The sequence below is a fragment of the Nitrospirota bacterium genome, from assembly GCA_040757335.1.
Classification (GTDB): Bacteria; Nitrospirota; Nitrospiria; order 2-01-FULL-66-17; family 2-01-FULL-66-17; genus JBFLXB01.
The window spans coordinates 1-20394 of record JBFLXB010000012.1; the positions used below are offsets into that span (position 1 = coordinate 1).

Below are 20394 nucleotides of genomic sequence, written 5' to 3' on the forward strand. Positions count from 1 at the left end.
GCACCCGCGTCCCGGCCGCCCGTCTCTGAGAGACTCGGTCGAGCGAACCAAAGGGCGAATCTACCGTGCACGCGCGGGTATGTCAACGATCGAGCACGGTGCCGTTGCGATCAGCGGGATGACTCACTTAATCCGCTCGATTGAGACCTCGGCAACGGGGTTGCGCCAGTCGTGCGTGGCGGGCACCAGATCCGCGATGCCGTGTATACCAGCGTGGATATGCACGAAGCCCTCGGCACCAACGGTATCGCGAACGCCGGGGTTACCGCACGGCGGGCCCGGGATGAAGGCGCACGACTCGTTGTTGGCTTCGCTGCCCGCGTCATACGCGTCCGCGTCGACTTCTAGCCCGCGCTCTTCAGGAATCCTGATGTCGTGGACGGAGTAGAATCCGTCATTGGTGGATGCCAGCATGCCCGCGGCGGTCAGAAGCCGGAACCGTCCGGAGACCTCGATTTCCACGGTGGTGGATTCGCCCGGCGGAATGAGGCCTCCGACCTGCGTCTGATACACGCCCTGTTCGGTCGCGAGCGCGTCCACCAGCGGCTGGGTCATCCCGTCTTCGGCCAATCGAGCGAGCTCCGGGCGCACGGGTTCGCCGGGGGTGAAGAGGGAGAACTGCTTGTTGTGCACGATGACGACGGGCGGGGTCAGGACCTGACCACGCGTGAGATTGGTGATCGTCACGGCGTAGCGCCGAGCCTCGTGGTCGTCGTCTGCGAAGACCGGAACCGCGGTGAGGCTGCCGGTCATCGCGATCACGCCGGCCGCCAGGGGAGAGAGCCATGTGGTTTTCATCGTCGTCCTCCTGTCCAAGGGTTGTGAGGGCAGACCACCTGCCCGATGGTCGTCCACAGTACGCCCTGGACGTGTAGCGGAGATGACTGCTGTATGACAATTCGATGAACGTCACCAATACCAACGGGCGAGACGTGCTGGCGGCACCCCGACATAGAACAGCACGATCAACGCCACCTTTTTCAGCGTGGTACGAATCGCGCCGCCACGGTCGTATCGCCTGGAGGAGGTCACGACCCGCTCGGGGAACTGCGCGATGGGACCGAGACGTTTCAGTTTCGGAATGAAGAGGTATTCCTCCATCAACGGGACATCGGGAAATCCCCCGGCCTCGAAGTACATCTTTCGGCTGACGATGAGCGCTTGATCGCCGTGCGGGAGGCCGGTCATCCGACTCCGAATGTTCGCGAGTGCTGAGAGAGCCCGGTAGTCCAGTCGCCTGGAATCGAACGCCAGGGAGAACGAGGCAGCGGCAGGCGGAGCCGGACTCTGAAGAAATGTCCGGTGAACGCGCGTGACCCAGTGCGGGGGGAGGACGGTGTCTGCGTGCAAGAACACCAGGATCTCGCCCGCGGCGTGCAGGGCTCCCCAGTGCATCTGCCTGCTCCGGCCGGCCGTTGGAGCTGAGAGGCTTCGCGCTCCGAATCGAGCGGCGACATCGAGTGAGCGATCGGAGCTTTGTCCATCAACGACGATGATCTCGACCGGACACGGCGACGGCGAGGCCCTCACCGAGCGAAGGCACGATGCCAGCACGGTTTCTTCGTTACGGACCGGGAGGATCACCGAGATCCGAGGACAAGGGACCGACACCGCAATCGCCTCAGGGCCTACCGTGTTGGTGTACATGCGGGGTCAGGCCCGGCCACAATCCCGGCGCGCGTTCGTGACAACCGTCGGGTCAGCAACGGCCACAAGAGGAGGATAAAGACCGGCGTGTATTCGATCAGTCTCAACCACGGAACGTCCGCGTGGGCATAGTAAAAGCCGTAACTCAACACCGAAAGGCCCATCCACGCGAGGAGTCCCGGATTCGGATGCACGCACAGAAACGGGAGAAGCCACAACAGGTACCAGGGATCTGCGGTCGGTGTGAGCAACAGCGTGAAGGCAAGAATCCACACCACCGACTCGCAGAGATCGCGCATCGTGCCGTCGCGATGCCGGACGCGCCAGAGGATAGCCAAGATGACGGCGATGCCTGCGAGGAGCTTTGCCGCGAGGATGTGGTGCGAGGTCATCAGCGAAAGGCCGCGCTGGAGCAGGTCGAACAGCCCGGGGTTGAACATCCAGTACGTGCCGTACGTGACCAGACCTCGAGCCGCCTGGCCGAGGGGCGCCGAGAGGAACGGCACCGCGGCGAGCACGACGATGACCGGGATGAGGAGCGCACGGGCGCGGAACCAGCGGAGGAACAATGGCACGAGGAGGACCGGATACAGCTTGGCCGCGACCGCCGCACCCAACGCGCTCGCGCCCAGCCATGGCCGGCGACCGGCCCACAGGACCGCCAGGAGCGTCAGGAGTACGGGGAACACGTCCATATGTCCCGACCCCGCGACTTCTTTGATGGTCAACGGCGCCCAAGCGTACACGATCACCCTGGCCGGGGCGATACGGGCGGCTCGCAGCAGCGCAATGGTCGCAACGATGACGAGGATGTCCACGGCGGTCCACGCGAGCTTCATCGCAAGCAGCGTCTCGCCGAACAGGCCCACCACGAGCGCGAACGCGAGTTGGGTCAAGGGGGGATAGATGGTGGGAACGTACGAAAAATTAATGTAGGGGAAGATCAGGGGATCGCGGTAGGCGGCCAGCGCGTCGTCGGCCGGAGCATATTGATACGGGTTGACGCCGTGCCACGTCATCCGCCCGTCCCAGACGTATCGATACAAGTCATCGTCCTGGATCGGCGCCTGGAACACCACGACCACGCGAAAGAGCAGCGCGAAGACGACCACCAGGCGTAAGGTCTGAGGACCGACCGCTTGACTCTGCACGACGCGCCACACGGCCCCGAGCCAAACCAACGAGGCCGCACCGTACACCCCGAGCAACGCGCCGACCGCTCGCGGGTAGTCCGGGATCATCACGGGAAGGGCGAAAAGGCCGAGAAGGATGCCCCCGGCTCCGGCCAAGAACCGATCCGGCGCCCGCGGATTGTTAGAGGAAGAAGTCAAAGCTGTAGGCGAGACTGACGCCGATGTCCGGCCGCGCCGGGGTATTGCGTCCGGCGACCACCGTCATGTACTGCAAGGTGACCGTCACTCCGGCGAACGGCTGGATGGCCAGCGCACCGCCGACCGACACGATGTCTTCTTCCGTCTGTTTGAGTGAGACGCCCGGGGTGTCCGCGGAGCCGACGCCGGACAGCGCGTTCACCAGGCGCGAGAGCACGCGGCCGTGGAGCTGGGAGGTGATGGCGTAACCGGTATCCAAGAGGATCTCATACTCGTCGGAGGGGGCTCCGGCGCGGAATCGGTAGGCCGCGTCGAGGGCGACGAAGGCGCGATCCCACAACTTTCCGGCCATGGTTCGGAGTTCGACGTCGGCTTGACCGTCGCCGGGTGCGTAGATGACATCGGCGTCGTACGAGCCGGGCAACTTCATCCCGACCTGGGCGGCGACGTCGACCGTCCCGCGGTAGACAAGGTGCTTGACGCCGAACCGGGTATCGCCAAGCCCGGATTGTTCCGCCTCGTTCCCTGGGAACTGTTGCTGGGAGTCGTAAGCGCTCACCTGAAGGCTCGCTTCCCAGTCTTCGACAAGCCCGTACGACAGGCCGAGCACGGTGTCGCGCTGGCGGATGGGACCGGGGAGCGGTCGTTTTTCGTGATCGATGTTGAACAGCTCGTCGAACTCGGCTTGGATCATGCTTAGGGATGCGATCGTTTCGCCCTCGGCCACGGTCCAAGGGCCGGCCCATGCGGGGAACGTCATGGCGATGATGATCACTCCCAGCGCTGCGCCCAACGCAGGGTGCCTCACCGCTGCAACCTCCAGCGCGAATAGAGGTAGTAGTACAGGCACTTGATGGTCATCTCGTCTCCTGGGACACCGTAGCGGATGAGGTGCTCGTTGGCGATGGCTTCTTCCAAATGGTCTCGAATCTCGATCAGTCGCTGGCGCTTGAGGCGTGCGTCCCCCGTGTGGCACGCGACACACGGCTTGCCTGGAAGCGGACCGGTCATGGCGTGCGGCTTGCCATGAAACAGCGCGTCACCAATGGCGATTTTTTGGTTGATCGGGATGTCCTTGAAGTTTTGCGGGATCGGAGGCGGCACAAAGGTCCCGGACGCGAGGACACCCTCCCCGCGTGCAAGGAGCACGAGCGTGAGGAGAAACACGGTCGCTCCGAACAACCGCCGGCCAAGACCGCGAAACCCGCTGGCGTTAGCCGATACCGGATTAGGCCGCACGGTCGAAGGCAACGGGTCGCGGCAAGGCAACGGTGACGGCACCCCCATCCCGAACCGGATGAAACGCGTCCTCGGTGTCGAGAAAGGCCTCGACCACGACCGGATCAAAGTGTTTGCCGCGCCCATCAAGGATGATCCGTCGGGCTGTTTCGTGGGGCATGGCGTTTTTGTAGACTCGCCGGGACGTCAACGCGTCGTACACGTCGGCCAGGGCGACGATGCGCGCGGGGAGCGGGATGGCTGTTGCAGCCAGTCCGCGGGGATACCCGGTGCCGTCCCACTTTTCGTGATGGCTCGCCGCGATCTGCCTCGCGATCTCCAGGAAGTCCACGCCTTCCAGGATCTTCTCGCCGATCGCGGAGTGGGTCTTCATGATCTCGAATTCCTCGTCGGTCAGTTTGCCGGGCTTGAGCAGCACGCGATCGACGATGGCGACCTTGCCCACGTCGTGCAACGGCGCGGCTTCGAAAATCGCTTGGATCCACGCCTCGGTGATGGTCTCCCGGTGCCGGCGGGCGCGGCGCAACTGCTCGGCCAGGATCCGGGTGTACGCGGCCATGCGCTGGAGGTGCTCACCGGTCTCGGGGTCGCGCTGCTCGGCCAGCTCAGCCAGCTTGCCGATCGTCACCAGTTGGGTGGTGCGAACCTTGTCGCGCGAGTGATGCAGCGAGCCGGTGAGGATGTTGAAGGTCCTGGCCATCTCGTTCATTTCGCGAATGTTGCCGATCGGCTGCACCTGAATCGAGAGATCATCGGTCTGAATCACCCGCTCCATGGTTTCGGTGAGCGAGCGCACGGGTCTGGCGACCGAACGCGCAAAAACCGCCCCCAGCAGTCCGGCAATCAGCAATGCCGCGGCGGACAGTCCGAGCAGCCGATTGCGGTACAAGCGCGAGGCGGCCTGAAACGTCTCTGCGTGATAATCGAGATCCAGCAGCCCGACCACGGTGCCGGCATCATCGCGAATGGGCGCATAGGCCGAGATCCATTCGCCGTGCTCGTCGGTGTAGAGGCGCGTGTATGCGGATCGCCCCTGCTCGAATACCGGGAGCATCTCGGTCCGCAGGTGGTAGCGGTTGCCGATGTAGGGCATCTCGTCGGTCATCACCACGAACTCGGTCATGTTCCCGAGGCGGCGCAGCGTGTAGATCGACGAGTCCAGGCCATTGGCCGATTGCACGCGCCGAAGGTGCGAGCGCAGGTCGAGAAACTCTGGTATGGACGCGTCCTCTGGCGCCACGATTTCCTCGTGCTTGGCGCCGTCGATGCTCAACGCTGCGGTCTGCACGATGCTCAGGAGTCTCTGGCCTAGGTCGTCTTCCAGCGATCGGTTATGGTCCACGTAGATACGCCAGGTCGTGAGCGTGAGCGTGACGACGACGACCGTGGTGATGAGGCCGATCAGGCGGACCGTCAGGGAGGTCCCGCCCCAAGCGCGGTTCAATGAGGAGTCTCGCGAAGGTCCCGCCCAACCCATGACGATAGGGTCAAGTATGCCCTGAACGTCCAAGGTGGCAAGACGCGGTGGCTACCGGGAAACCTCACGCGCGGGGTGGGTGGCGACGGATCATCCGCCGCGCGTCCACCGAAACCACCGGGCGAGCACGGCCTTCTTGCCCGCGGTGAGCGTGGTCCTGCGCCAGGCGTTCGCGAGCTTTTTGATGACCTCAGCCTGGGTCGGATAGGGGTGGATGGCAGCGCCGACTGTGGCCAAGCCCAATCCAGCCCGCATGGCAACCGTGACTTCGCTGATCAGCTCGCCTGCGTGTGGGGCCACGATCGTCGCGCCGAGGATCTTGTCTGTGCCCTTTTGCAGGTGAACGCGCGCAAAGCCGTCGTCTTCGCCGTCCAAGATGGCCCGATCCACCTCGTCCAGCTTGACCGTAAACGTGGCGACCGCGAGGCCCTTCTCTCTGGCGTCCCGTTCGTACAGTCCCACGTGCGCGACCTCAGGGTCGGTATACGTGGTCCACGGGATCACCAAGGCGTCGGTCCTGGCCCAGCCCAGGCCGAACGGGTGAGGAAAGAGTGCGTTCTGGATCAAGACCTGCGCAGTGGCGTCGGCGGCGTGTGTGAACTTGTGGGGAAAGCACACATCGCCCGCCGCAAAGATGCGCGGGTTGCTGGATTGCAATCGGTGGTTGACCTTGACCCCGGTCCCGGCATCGTACTCGACCCCGGCCTGCTCCAGGTGTAAGCCCTCCACGTTGGGCGCGCGCCCCACGCCGATGAGGATCTCGTCCACCTCGATGAATCGGGCTTCGTTGTTCGCCCGGTAGTGGAGGACCTTCTCGGCGCCGCGTCGCTCGACCCGAGTCGGTGCGGTCTGGAATAGGAAGGAGACGCCGTCGCGCTGCATGCGATCTTGCACGATCCGCGCGGCGTCGCCGTCTTCGTGATGCAGAATTCGCTCCGTTCGCTCGAACAGCCAGACCCGAGTGCCGAACCGAGCGAACGCTTGGGCCATTTCGCACCCGATCGGACCCGCGCCGATCACAGCGAGCCGCGCCGGCCGTTCGGTCAGTTCGAAGATTGTCTCGTTGGTCCGGTACCCGGCTTTGGCCAGACCGAGGATGGGCGGCGCTGCCGCCCGCGCACCGGTACAGATCGCAGCCTTGGCGAACCGCAGCGTCTTCCCAGCCACCTCAACCGAGTCAGGGCTCGCAAAACGGCCTTCGCCCAAGAATACATCCACGCCCAGACTCGCGAAGCGCTGCGCCGAGTCCACGCGACTCATCCGAGCCCGCAGCTCGCGCATCCGGGCCATGACAGCCCCGAAGTCGTACCGGATGTGCTCGGTCCCCGCAAACCCAAACTCGGCGCCGCGGCGGAGCATGGCCCACGCCCGTGCCGCCGAGATCATGCCCTTGGAGGGCACGCACCCCACGTTGAGGCAATCACCCCCCATGAGGTGCTTCTCGACCAAAGCGACCTTCGCGCCCAACGCCGAGGCAATCGCAGCGGTGACGAGGCCTGCCGGGCCGGCACCGATGACCACGAGGTTGTACCGACCTGCCGGCTCGGGGTTGACCCACCCTGGCGGATGGACGTTGGCGACCAGCCGTTGGTTGTGCACGTCGTCGGGCAGAACCAGGGCGCCATGTGGTGCCCAGCGATGTAGAACAGGGGCTCCTCCTGTCATCGTCAGATGTCCTCCGATGGCGTCGACATGGCTGACCGCGCGCGCAGCCGGTGGTACAGCACCGGTACCAGCGCGAGCAGCCCCAGCAGGACGAACGCTCCCACCACACGGGGCGAGGCGATGTCCTGGAGCGAGTTGATTGCGCCCAATTGGCGGCCGGCGTTCGCGTACACCACGCTCCCAGGAAGGATCCCGATCGCGGTGGCAGCCACATAGGTGGATAGTCGGATCCGCGTCAACCCGGACGCGAGGTTTACCAGAAAGAACGGAAACAGGGGGATCAGGCGCAGGGTGAGCAGGTAGCTGAAGGCGTTGCGGGCAAAACCTGTTTGGATCGACTCAAGCTTCGCACCGAATCGCCGCTCCACATGGTCTCGAAAGAGATAGCGCGCAGCCAGGAAGGCGAGCGCGGCGCCGGATGTGGCTCCCGCGTTGACGTAGAGCGTTCCGGGAACGGTGCCGAACAAGAACCCGCCGGTGAGCGTCAGGATGGCCGCGCCCGGAAGCGACAGCGCGGTCTGGGCGCAGTAGATTGCCATGAAGACGAGCGCGCTCATCACGTAGTGCGTTTCCGAATAGTTCCGCAACGCATCCCGGTTGGCCTTGAGTGCGGCGAGCGTGAGGTACCGTCCTAGGTCGAGGGCGAAGAATGCGAAGACTCCCGCCACCAGGACCGCGGCGACAAGCAGCTTGCGGGTCAACAGTGTCTCACGGGTGGTGGTGTCGGCCGCGCGGCGCTGGGTTGGGATCGCGAACCTCCCTCGTTCGTCCGGTCTGCAACTCAACGGCAACGTGCTATGTATACCGCGTACGCATGACGGGGCGATGTCAGGATGATGACGTTACCGTGACGCCTTCAGTCGCACTGGCCCGGCCCCGACGCCGCGGGAAGACGCGCGTGCACCCTTCCCAGGCGAGGAGCGCGTAGAACGGCGCATACTCCAACGCCAGGAGTTGGGGGCGTATGGTCCACGCCCCGCCGGCTCGCGCGTCCACCCACACCCAGTACGAGAGCGCGACTAGTCCGGTAAACGCGATCCACGCGGGGCTGCGATACACGCAGAGAAACGGTACGATCCAGCACACGTACCAGGGGTGGAGCGTGGGGCTGAACGTGAGCGCGAAGCCGATCACCAGGTACGCGTACCGCACCGGGTCTTGCTGGCGCCTCGCGTGGTAGAGCGACCACGCGAGCAGCGCGGCGAGCAACACCGCGCGAGTCCATACGCCGTGGCCGAGCAGCAGGTTCAAGGCGGTAAAGCTCGCTGAATTGAACTCCCACCTTGCCGCGTACACACCGAGACTGGCAAACCACGCGCGCGGAGCGTCCACAAACCAGGCGTACCCCAGCACGATGACCGCGACGAACAGCGGGATCCATCGTCGCAGGGACGACCTGACGATCGCGTACGGCAGCAGGATGGCCGCAAAGTACTTCGCGAGCGCCGCGAGTGCCAGAGAGGCCATGCCCCAGCCTGGGCGGCCGCTTCCGAGGCTGTACAGGCCGAGGACGAGCCAGAACACCGCGATGGAATCAACGTGGCCGGAGTGGGCGTACTCGATCAGGACCAGCGGGTTCCAGGCATAGATCAGGCACCACGCGGGGTGGTGGCTGCGCTGCCGGAGCAAGGCTGCGATCACCCCGATCGTGGCGATATCGAAGAGCACGAAGGCCGCCTTCTGGCCGGACACGTCGGGGGACAGCGCGGCCGCGGCCCGAAACACCCATTGCGCGCCCGGCGGATAGATCGTCTCCAGGTCAGGGTGGTTGATGTTGGCGTCGGCCGGGGTGCGGAGGAAGGCGAGATCGGGGTGGTTGGGCGGATACCGGTACGGGTTGGTGCCGGCAAGCTGGACTCGGCCGTCCCACTGATAGCGGTAGATGTCATCCGACAGCGTGGGCTCGCCCGCGAGCAGGATCGCCCGGCACAGCACCCCGATCAGGACGATGAGCGGCAGCCGGAGGCGCGGCGTGTCTCCGGAGCGGGATATCCAGGCGATCGCGACGAGGTAGAGCGCGAACATGGTGCCGTACAGCCAGAGAAAGTGTGCGACCTTGGCCCGCAGGTCTCCGGCCTGGACCAGGACGATGCACACGAGCGCGATGCCGACGCCGAGCGCTGCGAGGCCGCCGTCGGCGCTGGGGGCGTTCGGCCTAGCGTTGGGCGTGAAGAACCGCAAGCGCCGCGACATACGAGAAGCCCGCCGTGAACAGGAGCATAAGCGGCAGCGCCCCCCAGTTCTTCAGGGTGACGAGGGCGCCCAACGACGCGGCCAGGTAGCACGCGAGACACGCTTCGGCGATCGGGATGCCGGGCCCGAGTGAGCGATAACTCTTGTCCGTCCACGCATCCCGTGTTGATTCGATCCCGTACTTGGCGGTTCGAACGAACGCACTCTTACGAGCGAGCAGCGCGTCAAGGACCGCCCTGGCACAGGTGACGGACATTCCGATGCCGAAGGCAATGATCAACGGAATGTGCGCGAGGCGCGCGGTCCAGCGGCGCCCCTGCTCGGTCTGCGTGACGGTGTAGAAGAACCCGATGGAGATGACCGAGAAGAGGACGAGCGAGCCCTCCCACCAGGCCAGGCCATCGAGTCCGATGCGATAGCGCAGAACCAGGGAGGGGGGTGTGAGCACGGCGAGGGCGGCCATGAGGAGATAGTTGACGTTCGCCGTGAGATGACACGTGGCCTCGACCTTGACTCGGAGCGGGAGTGCTGAGACCCAGATCTGAGGTAAGAGCTTCCGGCAGACCTGGATGGAGCCCTTGGTCCAGCGGTGCTGCTGTTGTCTGAGCGCATGCAGATCCACGGGCAGCTCGCTCGGGCAGACCAGGTTCGGAACGAACACGAAGCGCCAGCCCTGCATCTGCGCCCGGTAGGAGAGATCCAGGTCTTCGGTCAGCGTATCGCCTTGCCAGCCGCCGGCCTCTTCGATGGCCTGGCGACGCCACACGCCGGCGGTGCCGTTGAAGTTGAAAAAGCGGCCGGAGAAATACCGCGCAGAGTGCTCGACTACGAAGTGCCCGTCCAGCAGCAGAGCCTGGAGCCGCGTGAGCAGGGAGTAGTCTTCATTCACGTAGCCCCAGCGGGCCTGAACCATCCCCACGCTGGGATCCCGGAAGTGAGGCATGGTTCGCTCCAAGAAATCCGGCGGGGGAATGAAATCCGCATCGAAGATGGCAAAGAAGTCGTCCGGCGAGCGCTCCATCCCTTCTTTAAGAGCGCCCGCCTTGAACTCATGACGGTCGTTCCGGTGGTGGTACGTCACGCTGAAACCGGCGGCAGCCAGAACCGTGGCTGCGGAGCGCGCGATGTCTTGGGTGTGGTCCGTGGAGTCGTCGAGGATCTGGATGCGGAGTCGCGAGCGCGGGTAACGCAGGTGGGAGACCGCCTTGACGAGGCGCTCCGTCACGTACACTTCGTTGTAGAGGGGCAACTGGACAGTGACCGGCGGGACTTCCTCCGGGTCGAGACGTGGGACGACCGGGGAGGCTGATCGTCGCGAGTACCGAAAGTACCAGTACAACATCGCCACCCGATGCAGGCCGTAGAGCGCAAGCCCGATCAAGATGGCGAAGTACAACCCGACGATGAACAGCGGGGTCATCTCGCGGAAACCATCTCGATGCGCTACCCGCGCTGATCAGAACGCGTAGACCAGAGCCACCTGCACCATGTTGCCGGCGCCGATGTCCTTGCCGTACAGCACCCCGGTGTACGTGAGCTCACCCGACCAGTTGCGGTTGTGCGCGTACCCCGCGGTCACTTCGAGCTTGCCGATGTCGAATTCGGGGCTCAAGGTGGGGTTTGCTCCCGAGGCTGCCCCGCTGATTTGGTCGGCGTTCTGAACGCTCTTGATGCCGTCGAGCTTGGTGCGGGCGTAGACGCGGGGGGTCAGGCTCAAGCCGTACTCCACGAGGTATCGGTACTCGTCGGAAGGTTCCTCCGCCCGGTAGCGATAGCCCAACTCGATTCCCCCGTAGCCGTAGGGGTACAAGCTTTTCCCAACCAAGAACCGCAGCTCGGTATCGACCTGTCCGTTTCCGGTCGCGGGAAGCGTCTTCTCATCGTACAAGTACGGGAACTTGCCCAACAGGAAGATGGACAAGACCGCAGGCTCTGCCAGCAGTCGGTAGCGCACCCCGAGGTCCAGGTCGCCAAAGGCAGTGTTGCGGAGCGTCTGCGTTCCGAACGCGGTCTCTGCCTGGTCCTGCAGGAATTTCACCGGGAGCGATCCAACCACGGTCAGACGATCGGTGAGTCCTCGCTCCCCGTAGTAGGTGATGTTCCACTCGGTGAATTGACCATTGTTGGGGAAGGCCACTCGATTCCCGGAGTCATCGAACTGTTCGGTAATGACCGCGTAGTTGACCGCCAGGCGGTTGTAGACACTGCCCTTGGCTTGGGTCCACGCGCCGGCCGTGGCAACCGACGGCAGCCCCACCGATCCCAGCAGCGCTAAGGGTACGAGAAGGATTCCGGTCACACGGGTCTTGGCCATGTTGTCTCCTGCAGGTTGGAGTCACGGGCTGTTCAGCTTCCAGTCATACGAATGATCGGAGATGCGCGTGGCGCCATCGAGTTGCCGTCGAAGGCCCTCGTCGGCGTAGCGCCGGAGGTGAGTCAGGAGGCCTGCGTCATCGCCTCCAAAGTCGCTCTGGAACCAGATATAGATGCTGGAAACCATGACCTTGCCGTCTTTAACGGTTACTCCGCGGGGGTGGTTGACGTAGGCTCGCGCCGCCTGATCGAGGAGCGCATCGGTGTTGTCCGCCGTAAACGCCTTGGGTTGGAGGTTGGGACACCCCAGGCTCGCGCAGTTGACCGCGTAGTGCGCGCGCGGGTCCTTCCAGATCGGGCGAAGGATACGGTGCTCGATGTCGTCCAGCGCGAGTTCCTGGCCCTCGACCGTCACCAGCTTTTTCCCCCATGGTCCCCGGCTGAGTAAGCCCGGGGAGATGTTGACTTCCATGATGCTCGCCACCGGGTAGTGATCGAGCATCACGTCGACGGTCAGGGCGTTGTAGAGGTTGATCCAGTAGGCCTTTTGCTCCGCTCGGTTCAACCCTCGCACCTTGATTGCTTGGAGTTGGGCCAGGTAGGTCTTGAGGGCCTTGCGATCGGCGGCGGTGACGTCGGCATACCGCACGCGGTTGATCCCACTGGGATGGTCGGCCACGACGTACGACCCCAGGAAGCGATCCCACGCCGCGTGATCGACCCGCGTTGTGCTCTCCGGTTGGGAGGTGTCCCACAGCGGCCATCGCTCGGCCTGTGGCGCGCTGTGAGACGTTCCCCCCCAGAGGAGGACCTGGAGGAGAACCGTCAGAACGAGTCTGGGATGTCTCATCGTATCCTCCGACACTACGGACAACTATACCCGAGCAGTGACTTCGACTACCGAATCGTCGCCGTGCCTGTCGGATTGCCCGACGCCTGATTCGTGAGGGCGTACGTCACGTGATCGAGCGCGCTTGCCGGGACTGTTCCAACGAGCGGCTTGAGCGTAAACGGAGCCGCGCTGTCATCCGGCGATGGCTCGATGCTGATCACAGCCGTGGTCCCGCGCAGATCGGTTGGAAACGTCAGTCCGGACGGCGCGTTCTGCAGGAAGTCCTCTCCCGGGAACGGGGGGCCGGCGGTCGCGCCGCTGAACAGCGCGCTGTCATCCGCGGCGGATGCGGATGTGAACGTACCGGTCGAGACCGGTGTGCCGTTGATCACGACCCAGCCTTCATATTTCCACCCGGCAGGCAGCGTGGGCAGCGTCATCGGCGCAGGAGTTCCCGTGGACAGATCAAGGAACCAGATTCCGCTGCGTTCGTTGGTATTGTTTGGGTCGCTAAACGGCATGGTGTCCCCGTCGGTCGGCGTCGCCAGGATGAAGGACCCCACCGCAGTGGTGAAGTCGCTCCCGAGCGCTTGTGCGCCGCCGACCGCGAGGCTCGCTGAATTCCCAACCACGGGTCCCGCGAACATCTTGGTGGTTGCGGGTGTGGTATCGGTGTCCCCCGGAGGCTCGATGGTAATCACGATATCGGTCGCACTGCTCAGATTGAGACCGGTGGCGAACTCCCCGGAGGGAATGGCGCTCCCCGAGGTGGTGACCAGAGTCCCGTTGGCGCCGACGTTGAACTTGCCGGTAGACACCGCGCCCGCACTGGTCACGGCCCAGCCTTCGTAGTGATAGCCGTTTTCCAACGGGCTTAAGCCGGTGAACGCGAGCGCCAACGTGCCCGGGTTTGGTGTGTCATCATCACTGCAGCCGGCCACCAATGCCGACGCGACGAGTAGCGCGGCGAGAAATGATCTCAACATCGCAGTCTCCTGTGTGAGTGTGAATTTCAATATCCTCTGCCGGGTCATGGTTCGGCGAGCGGTCCGGGGGGAAGGGTCTCAAAGGTGCACGGCAACGTGCCGACCGCGCAGTCCCTCGAGGTCGTGAGAATGGCCGGCCCCGCCTCACCGTCGCCGTCAAACGGCGTGATGGGTCCGGTCCCGCCCGTAAACTGCAAAAAGATTTGGTCGTCGGCCGCGGGATCAGCGGGCCAGATCACGAGGTGATCGAGGTCGGCCCGTGAGAGCCGGCGGTCCTTGCCGGGTTCCTCGGCGGTCATGGGGCTGGAGAACGCGAACGCCTCGAACGCGAGCACCTTCACTTTGACTTCGCCCCGCCCTTTCTCGTTGGTCTTGAGATCCGCGATGTACTGGACCGGGCCGAATGGCCCTTCCGGCAGCCAGGTAAAGAAGACCACGTACTCCTCGTTGGGGAACACGCCGAAGACCTTGATATGGATTTCGTCGATCCCCTTCTCCTCCTCGAGTGGGACCACCCGGACCTCGCCGCCGGCATCCGGGAGTGCGGCCGGGAGAAAGGGGACGGGATTGTCCGGAACCACCAGATCAAACGTTATTGACCGGTCCTCCCGGTCGTCTTGGTCCTTGTCATCGGCCGCGACCTGCGGCGGGGTGGAGAGGAGGAGGCCGAGCAACGCGGAAAACGCAACCGCGGTGAAGCGCAACGATCGTTTCAGCAACATACGTGTCTCCTGTGGTGGGTGTGGATGTTGATTCATGGTGTCACTTCATCATGCCCGTGTCGTCGTGCATCGTGTCTTTGTCCATCATCATGCCGTCCTTTTTCATCATGCCCGTGTCGAACGTGGCGTGGCCGATTTCCACGTTGAACTTCTTGCACCAGATCACCACGCTGTTGTAGTCAGCCGTGTTCACGTTCGCCGGGATCGCGTACTGCACCGTGCCGGAGAACTGCGTGAGCTTCCCGAGCTCCACGCCCTTTGTGTAATCGCCATCTTTGGCCAGATAGACGCGGCCGTCCGGCACCTTGTCGACTTTCAGATTCTCCAGGCGCAGCACGGTGTGGCCGTCCGCGTCCGTGGTGAGCGCCACGGACCCGCTGGCGTGGTGATCCTTAGCGCCCATCAGCATGCCGCTCATGCCGGCGCCCATCATCTCGTTATCCTTCATCATGCCTTTGTCCTGCATCATGCCCTTGCCCTTTTCCATCATGTCGGCGCGGGCCGGGTGAGAGGCGAGACCAAACGCCAACACGAGGGCGGCAACAGTGACTTGCGTCGGGTTCATCGGAGTCCTCCTTGGGGTTGAGGGATCATTGGTGACCCTCCGGTGGCGCGAGGGTTTCTGCGAGCAGTGTTTGGATCATGCCTTCGGTTTCGTCGTACCCACCTTCACCCACGCGCACGTAGCGGATGGTGCCGCGCTTGTCGATCAGGTACATGGCGGGCCAGTAGTGATTGCCGTAGCTGTTCCAGATCGTGTAGGCGTTGTCGGTGATGACGGGGTATCGGATGTCGTGATCACCGACGTAGCGGGTCACTGCGGCAGTGTCTTTCTCGTACGCGAACTCCGGGGTGTGCACACCCACCACGACCAGCCCTTGGTCCGCGTACCGCTCATGCCACGCCTTGACCTGGGGCTCCACGTTGCGGCAGTTGAAGCACCCGAACGTCCAGAACTCCACGAGCACCACGGACCCGCGCAGGGATTGGACGGACAAAGGCTCGGAGTTGATCCACGCCGTGCCCGCGAGGTCCGGGGCTTGGCGTCCGGTGAAGGCCTGGGCGGTGGAGAGCGCAACCGCGCCGATGGCGAGCAAGGCGGTCAGCAGCCCCAGCCATGCCACTAAGGCGCCCCGCTCACATCGAAGGACTCCGGCGGTGCGCGCCGGCGTCATCCCAGAATCCCTTGTCATGCCGCAAGCTCCAGGTCTTTGAGCCCGGCGTAGTAGTGGATCTTGCCCTTCAACTCGCCCACGCTTCCGCGGCAGCGCTCCAAGACCTCCGGCCGCACCAGGAGGATCGGCCCGGAGCGGGTTTGGGCCACGATGCATGGCAGGGTGTCACCGACCAATGCCTTGAGTTGCGGCGTCAGCTCGTCGCGGTGCACGTAGTCGATCGGTACACCCAACTCCTCCTTGCATTCTTTCCACTCGGAGCGCTCGCCGGCCAACCCGTGGGTAATGCTGCATAGAGCACAGCCGTTGATCATCAAGAGCTTCTTGGCGCTGTCCACGAACGCGCCCCATTTTCCGGAGTCGGCGTTGTAGATGAACAGCAGGCGCTCGATCTTGGTCCCCGTCATGTGCATCGTTCCCATCAGCTCTCTCCTCGCGTTGTGGCCTGGTTCGGGCCGGGTCTCACGTTCAACGGGCTTAACTCTACGCGCCGACTTTGACGGGAACATGATCGGGATGTGACAATTCGATGAAATCGGAAGGGGCCTTGCGGAGCGAAATCCCCCCGGTTCCCCCCTTTTTTAAAGGGGGGCGCAGCCAGGGCCTGGACTGTTACCGGCCGAGCGGGAGGATGATGCGGAAGGTGGTGAGACCCTTGTCGCTGGCGACAGACACCGCGCCGCCGTGAGCCTCCAGGATCTGTTTGACGAGAGACAGACCGATGCCTGCGCCGCCGTGCTCGCGGGAGCGGGACTTCTCCCCGCGATAGAAGCGCTCGAAGATGAACGGCAGGTCGTGCGGCGGGATGCCCTCCCCGGTGTTGGACACTTCGATGACCGCGGCGGGCCCCTCCTGGCGGACGCGCACGGTCACCTCGCCCCCAAGGGGCGTGTAGTGCAGCGCGTTCTCGAAAAGGTTATTGAGCACGCACACGAACTGGTCGTGATCCACTCGGACGATGGTGCCGTTTCCTGGATCGGTTGCCGACAGCCGGACGCCCTTTTGCGCGAAACGGGCTCGGAAGGGGTCGAGCGTCTGCGAGGTGAGCGCGCCCAAGTTCAGAGCGTCCAGGCGCAGGCGCTGGATCCCGGCGTCGGCGATGGCCAACTGGTGAAGGCCTTCGACCAGGCGGACCAGGCGTAGCACTTCCTCGTGCAGCGAGGCGATCTGCTGCGGGGTGGCGGGTAAGACGCCGTCTCGCAGGGCTTCGAGGTAGCCGCGCATGTTGGTGAGCGGCGTTCGGAGCTCGTGCGCGACGTCTGCCACCAGGTCTTTGCGCAGCTTTTCCACGCGCTGCAGGCTGCAGACCATCTGGTTGAAGGCATTTGCCAACTCGCCCACTTCGTCCCCGGGCACGGCCTGGACGCGCTGGGAGTAGTCCCCTCCGGCGATGCGTCCCGCGATCGCGCCCATCCCGCGGATGGGGCGCAGGATCCGGCGCGTGAGGACCCAGCTTGCGGCGAGCGCCAAGGCCACGGCTCCGATGCTCGTCCAAATCAGCGTGGATGTCGTGGCGTGCAGGAACATCTGGTGCGGCGTGACCGGGTCGATGTGGTACTCCTTCATCAACTGCATGAAGTAGTCGCCCGCGATGCGCTCGATCGCCACCCAGATGATCGCGATCACGGACGAGATGACCAGCAGGTGAATGCCCATCAGCTTCCACAGCAAGCGCACGCGGCGCAGGCGGGGTGTGGGCGCGGCGGTCATGCCCGGTCCTCGTCGCGAAACTTGTACCCGAGCCCGCGCACGGTCAACACGTACGTGGGTTGCGCGGGCTCGGGTTCGATCTTGTCGCGCAAGCGGCCGATGTGCACGTCCACGGTGCGGTCGAGCACGTGGACCGTGTCTTGCGTGTAGAGCGCATCCAAGAGTTGCGCGCGCGAGAACACGTGGCCCGGCGAGCGCATCAGCTTGACCAGCAGGCGCAACTCGATGGCGGTGAGCGAGACGGGTTTGCCTTTCAGGGTGACTTTGGCTTTGGCTTCGTCCACCACCAGGTCGCCGGAGGCGAGGATCTTGGTCCCCCCGCTCTCGGGCTTGTGGGCGGTGCGCCGCAAGATCGCCTTCACGCGCGCCACCACCTCGCGGGGGGAAAACGGTTTGGTCACGTAGTCGTCGGCGCCGATGGAGAGGCCGACCAGTTTGTCCACTTCCTCCACTCGGGCCGTGAGCATCAGGATCGGCACCTCGGAGCTCTGGCGGATTCGACGACAGACCTCCAGCCCGTCCAGTTTGGGGATCATGAGGTCGAGGACGATGAGCGCAGGAGGGTGGCGTTGTGCAATCTCCACCGCTTGCGCCCCGTCGGCCGCCGACCGCGTCTGGAATCCTTCGCGTTCGAGGTAGACCTTGAGCAGGTTGGAGGTTTTGGGATCGTCCTCCACGATCAGGACCAACGGGTTCGTGCTCACAGCACCATCCTAGACCGGCTGGGTCACGGTGAGATCACGTGCGTGTGACGTTTCTGCGACGGCGGCCGCTTCGTCGGCCGTCAAAGCAGCGGGGCGGAGTGCCACCCCGAAGAGGCGCTCCCAGCTCGCAACCAGTGTTTGGCAGACCTCGACCGGCGTGACGCTTTCACGATGCGCGCCCAGTCCGGTGATGGACTCCAACGCGTCCGGCTCGGCCGGGAAGAACTGCGAGACCTCCCGCGGATCGTACCGCAACAGGATCGATCCGTGCTGAAGGAAGGCGGTGGGCCACCGGCGCTGAGCGCTGCCCACGACCTTTTTCCCGTCGAGGGTCAGTTCGTTTCGGGAGGTTGCGGCGAAACAGAGCGGAGACCCCGAGGCCTGGCGCACGCGTTCGGCATCGCGGTCGCGCCGCGCGACGCGAAAGCCGAGCCGGACCAGCGCGGCTTCCAGGGCAACCCCGATGGTCTCGTACGTGCCGCGAATGGTGGGAGGGAAACACGGGTGCGGAACAGGAGCGACCACGCTGTACGTCACTTCGTGCCGGTGGTAGACGGCGCGGCCGCCGGTGGTCCGCCTGACCACGGGAACGCCGGCGTCGCGGCAAAGGTCGAGGTCGACGACCTGATCCGGCCGTTGGAAATACCCCAGTGAAATGGCGGGTCGGTCCCACCCATAGAGGCGGAGCGTGGGGCCGCTCGCGCCCCGACGGCAGGAGTCGACCAATGCCTCGTCCACGGCCATGTTGTAGGAGGCGGGAGACGGAGGATCGAGGATCAATCGCCAAGGGTCCACGCGCCCAGTCTGGAGGATGCCGCGATGAAGGTCAAGGGGCGCGCGTTGAAGGCGACGGGAGAGCGATGATAGAATGTCGCGTCCGCCGTACCGACGCGGTTCCGGTCCGCCTCTACCACACGATGCCGAAAGCCCGCACCATGCCCCTGGCCCTGACCGTCGCGACCTCGGATTCCGGCGGCGGCGCGGGAATCCAAGGCGACATCAAGGCGATGGAGGCCAACGGCGTGTTCGCGCTGTCGGTGGTGGTCGCGGTGACGGCGCAGAACACCAAGGCGATCTCCCGGATCCATCCCTTGCCGCGCGCGGTGATCGAAGCGCAGCTCGACGCGGTTTTCGACGACTTTGCGATCGATGCGGTGAAGACGGGGATGTTGTTCTCGGCCGATATCGTGCGCCTCACCGCCGAACGCCTGCGCAAGTGGTCGGCGCCTCATCTGGTCGTCGATCCGGTCATGGTCTCGAAAACCGGCACGACGCTGCTCCAACCGGACGCCGTCGACGTCATGAGACGGCATCTGTTCCCGCTGGCGGAGGTGGTGACGCCCAACGTGCCCGAGGCGGAAGCGCTCCTCGGGACGCGGATCAGCTCCGTGGAGGAGGCGCGCGCGGCCGCGGCGGCGATCCATCGTCTGGGCTGCCGCGCGGTCTTGCTCAAAGGCGGCCATCTATCGTCGTCGCCGGCCACTGACGTGCTCTACGATGGCGCGACGTGGACCGTGTTCCCCGGCGAATGGATCGACGTGCCGCACACCCACGGAACCGGCTGCGCGTATGGCGCGGCGATCGCCGCGCACCTTGCTCAGGGCGCGGACCTGACGGAGGCGGTGCGCGCGGCGAAACAATACGTGACGGCGGCGATCCGACACGGACTGGCCATCGGACACGGCCGGGGACCGGTTCACCACTTGTACCGATTGGCGGACGACGAAGGGAGTCAATAGACCATGTTTACGGGCATTATCGAAGAACTGGGCGTGGTCCAGGCGCTCGACCGGGGCCTGCAGTCCGCGGTCCTGACCATCCTTGCAAGGCGGATCATCAGCGGGATGAGGGTGGGGGACAGCGTCACGGTCAACGGCGTGTGCCTGACCGTGGTGCGATTCAGCGAGCAGGGGTTTGGAGTCGACGTGTCGCCCGAAACGCTGCGCGTGACCGCGTTGGGAGGCCTGGCGCCGGGCGACGGGGTGAACCTGGAGCGGGCGGTGCGCGTCGGCGACCGGCTCGGCGGTCACCTGGTGAGCGGCCACGTGGAGGCGGTGGGCCGGGTGGTTTCTCGCGCGCCCGACGGCAACGCGGTCAACCTCACGATTGAGGCGCCCCGCGAGATCCTCCGCTACTGCGTGGGCAAAGGCTCGATCACGGTGGACGGCGTCAGCCTCACCATCACGGGGCTGACCGAGAAGACCTTCGGCGTGACCATCATTCCCCACACGGCGCAGGCCACCAACCTCGGACTCAAGCCCCCAGGCGCGCTCGTGAATCTTGAGCCTGACCTGATCGCCAAATACGTGGAGCGTCTGTTGTTGGGGGGCGAGGTCAAGCCCGAGAAGGTGGACGCGGAGTTTTTGAGAAAACGGGGGTTGCTGTAAAGATAATAGAGGG

At 64.5% G+C, this 20394-nt stretch carries 22 protein-coding genes; 2 read left to right on the forward strand and 20 right to left on the reverse strand.

The genetic code is table 11. The features are described 5' to 3' along the window. Positions 1–123: 123 nt before the first annotated feature. The 20 genes from AB1451_08120 to AB1451_08215 all read right to left on the reverse strand — a co-directional run bounded on the left by AB1451_08120 (position 124) and on the right by AB1451_08215 (position 18789). Positions 124–798, reverse strand: a complete 675-nt coding sequence (locus tag AB1451_08120; GenBank protein MEW6682874.1) for a spondin domain-containing protein — start codon at positions 796–798, stop codon at positions 124–126. 111 nt (positions 799–909) lie between these two features. Further along, entirely contained in the window at positions 910–1647 is a 738-nt protein-coding gene (locus tag AB1451_08125; protein ID MEW6682875.1) for a TIGR04283 family arsenosugar biosynthesis glycosyltransferase, read from the reverse strand. Then, the gene (locus tag AB1451_08130; GenBank protein ID MEW6682876.1) at positions 1629–2936 is read right to left on the reverse strand and encodes a glycosyltransferase 87 family protein; all 1308 of its coding nucleotides are present in this window, start codon (positions 2934–2936) and stop codon (positions 1629–1631) included. Before AB1451_08130 ends, AB1451_08125 begins: the two co-directional genes overlap by 19 nt. A gap of 25 nt (positions 2937–2961) precedes the next feature. Further along, positions 2962–3786, reverse strand: coding sequence for a transporter (locus AB1451_08135; protein ID MEW6682877.1), 825 nt, complete (start codon positions 3784–3786; stop codon positions 2962–2964). Then, on the reverse strand, positions 3783–4145 hold the full coding sequence (locus AB1451_08140) for a hypothetical protein (GenBank protein MEW6682878.1): 363 nt from the start codon (positions 4143–4145) through the stop codon (positions 3783–3785). The genes AB1451_08135 and AB1451_08140 overlap by 4 nt, the downstream gene beginning before the upstream one ends. A 61-nt stretch (positions 4146–4206) precedes the next feature. Next, positions 4207–5661, reverse strand: a complete 1455-nt coding sequence (locus AB1451_08145; GenBank protein MEW6682879.1) for an HD domain-containing phosphohydrolase — start codon at positions 5659–5661, stop codon at positions 4207–4209. A gap of 123 nt (positions 5662–5784) precedes the next feature. After that, positions 5785–7359, reverse strand: a complete 1575-nt coding sequence (locus AB1451_08150) for a mercuric reductase (GenBank protein MEW6682880.1) — start codon at positions 7357–7359, stop codon at positions 5785–5787. A 2-nt stretch (positions 7360–7361) separates the two neighbouring features. Further along, a complete protein-coding gene (locus tag AB1451_08155) occupies positions 7362–8144 on the reverse strand; it encodes a TVP38/TMEM64 family protein (protein MEW6682881.1) in 783 nt (260 codons plus the stop codon). A gap of 43 nt (positions 8145–8187) precedes the next feature. Beyond that, positions 8188–9552: a glycosyltransferase 87 family protein gene (locus AB1451_08160; protein ID MEW6682882.1), complete on the reverse strand. Its 1365-nt coding sequence runs from the start codon at positions 9550–9552 to the stop codon at positions 8188–8190. Continuing rightward, a complete protein-coding gene (locus AB1451_08165) occupies positions 9515–10972 on the reverse strand; it encodes a glycosyltransferase family 2 protein (protein ID MEW6682883.1) in 1458 nt (485 codons plus the stop codon). The genes AB1451_08160 and AB1451_08165 overlap by 38 nt, the downstream gene beginning before the upstream one ends. 36 nt (positions 10973–11008) lie before the next feature. Next, a complete protein-coding gene (locus AB1451_08170) occupies positions 11009–11866 on the reverse strand; it encodes a hypothetical protein (GenBank protein ID MEW6682884.1) in 858 nt (285 codons plus the stop codon). A gap of 21 nt (positions 11867–11887) precedes the next feature. Next, positions 11888–12715, reverse strand: a complete 828-nt coding sequence (locus AB1451_08175; protein MEW6682885.1) for a DUF547 domain-containing protein — start codon at positions 12713–12715, stop codon at positions 11888–11890. A 47-nt stretch (positions 12716–12762) separates the two neighbouring features. Beyond that, positions 12763–13683 carry a hypothetical protein gene (locus tag AB1451_08180; protein ID MEW6682886.1) on the reverse strand — a complete coding sequence of 307 codons (921 nt, stop codon included), beginning with the start codon at positions 13681–13683 and terminating at the stop codon, positions 12763–12765. A gap of 44 nt (positions 13684–13727) precedes the next feature. Beyond that, positions 13728–14405 (reverse strand): hypothetical protein, encoded by a 678-nt coding sequence (locus AB1451_08185; protein MEW6682887.1) that lies wholly within the window; start codon positions 14403–14405, stop codon positions 13728–13730. A 40-nt stretch (positions 14406–14445) separates the two neighbouring features. Then, the gene (locus tag AB1451_08190; GenBank protein ID MEW6682888.1) at positions 14446–14970 is read right to left on the reverse strand and encodes a DM13 domain-containing protein; all 525 of its coding nucleotides are present in this window, start codon (positions 14968–14970) and stop codon (positions 14446–14448) included. 25 nt (positions 14971–14995) lie between these two features. Further along, complete coding sequence (locus tag AB1451_08195; protein ID MEW6682889.1) at positions 14996–15580, reverse strand: redoxin domain-containing protein; 585 nt, start codon at positions 15578–15580, stop codon at positions 14996–14998. A gap of 14 nt (positions 15581–15594) precedes the next feature. After that, positions 15595–16002 carry a hypothetical protein gene (locus AB1451_08200; protein ID MEW6682890.1) on the reverse strand — a complete coding sequence of 136 codons (408 nt, stop codon included), beginning with the start codon at positions 16000–16002 and terminating at the stop codon, positions 15595–15597. 190 nt (positions 16003–16192) lie between these two features. Beyond that, the gene (locus AB1451_08205; protein MEW6682891.1) at positions 16193–17290 is read right to left on the reverse strand and encodes an ATP-binding protein; all 1098 of its coding nucleotides are present in this window, start codon (positions 17288–17290) and stop codon (positions 16193–16195) included. Beyond that, positions 17287–17994 (reverse strand): response regulator transcription factor, encoded by a 708-nt coding sequence (locus AB1451_08210; protein MEW6682892.1) that lies wholly within the window; start codon positions 17992–17994, stop codon positions 17287–17289. The genes AB1451_08205 and AB1451_08210 overlap by 4 nt, the downstream gene beginning before the upstream one ends. A 9-nt stretch (positions 17995–18003) precedes the next feature. Continuing rightward, positions 18004–18789, reverse strand: coding sequence for a lipoate--protein ligase family protein (locus AB1451_08215; GenBank protein MEW6682893.1), 786 nt, complete (start codon positions 18787–18789; stop codon positions 18004–18006). Between the two features lie 65 nt (positions 18790–18854). On the opposite strand from AB1451_08215, the gene thiD reads away from it, so the two are divergent. Beyond that, positions 18855–19733 carry a bifunctional hydroxymethylpyrimidine kinase/phosphomethylpyrimidine kinase gene (thiD, locus tag AB1451_08220; protein MEW6682894.1) on the forward strand — a complete coding sequence of 293 codons (879 nt, stop codon included), beginning with the start codon at positions 18855–18857 and terminating at the stop codon, positions 19731–19733. Positions 19734–19736: 3 nt separating this feature from the next. After that, positions 19737–20381: a riboflavin synthase gene (locus AB1451_08225; protein MEW6682895.1), complete on the forward strand. Its 645-nt coding sequence runs from the start codon at positions 19737–19739 to the stop codon at positions 20379–20381. Positions 20382–20394 lie beyond the last annotated feature (13 nt).

Bases quoted from the DNA above. Each gene is read 5' to 3' on its own strand.
- AB1451_08205 (MEW6682891.1), bottom strand. From the start codon at position 17,290: ATGACCGCCGCGCCCACACCCCGCCTGCGCCGCGTGCGCTTGCTGTGG.
- AB1451_08165 (MEW6682883.1), bottom strand. From the start codon at position 10,972: ATGACCCCGCTGTTCATCGTCGGGTTGTACTTCGCCATCTTGATCGGG.
- AB1451_08200 (MEW6682890.1), bottom strand. From the start codon at position 16,002: ATGGGAACGATGCACATGACGGGGACCAAGATCGAGCGCCTGCTGTTC.
- AB1451_08180 (MEW6682886.1), bottom strand. From the start codon at position 13,683: ATGTTGAGATCATTTCTCGCCGCGCTACTCGTCGCGTCGGCATTGGTG.
- AB1451_08175 (MEW6682885.1), bottom strand. From the start codon at position 12,715: ATGAGACATCCCAGACTCGTTCTGACGGTTCTCCTCCAGGTCCTCCTC.
- AB1451_08150 (MEW6682880.1), bottom strand. From the start codon at position 7,359: ATGACAGGAGGAGCCCCTGTTCTACATCGCTGGGCACCACATGGCGCC.
- AB1451_08125 (MEW6682875.1), bottom strand. From the start codon at position 1,647: ATGTACACCAACACGGTAGGCCCTGAGGCGATTGCGGTGTCGGTCCCT.
- AB1451_08225 (MEW6682895.1), top strand. From the start codon at position 19,737: ATGTTTACGGGCATTATCGAAGAACTGGGCGTGGTCCAGGCGCTCGAC.
- AB1451_08120 (MEW6682874.1), bottom strand. From the start codon at position 798: ATGAAAACCACATGGCTCTCTCCCCTGGCGGCCGGCGTGATCGCGATG.
- AB1451_08195 (MEW6682889.1), bottom strand. From the start codon at position 15,580: ATGACGCCGGCGCGCACCGCCGGAGTCCTTCGATGTGAGCGGGGCGCC.
- AB1451_08185 (MEW6682887.1), bottom strand. From the start codon at position 14,405: ATGTTGCTGAAACGATCGTTGCGCTTCACCGCGGTTGCGTTTTCCGCG.
- AB1451_08190 (MEW6682888.1), bottom strand. From the start codon at position 14,970: ATGAACCCGACGCAAGTCACTGTTGCCGCCCTCGTGTTGGCGTTTGGT.
- AB1451_08170 (MEW6682884.1), bottom strand. From the start codon at position 11,866: ATGGCCAAGACCCGTGTGACCGGAATCCTTCTCGTACCCTTAGCGCTG.
- thiD (MEW6682894.1), top strand. From the start codon at position 18,855: ATGATAGAATGTCGCGTCCGCCGTACCGACGCGGTTCCGGTCCGCCTC.
- AB1451_08160 (MEW6682882.1), bottom strand. From the start codon at position 9,552: ATGTCGCGGCGCTTGCGGTTCTTCACGCCCAACGCTAGGCCGAACGCC.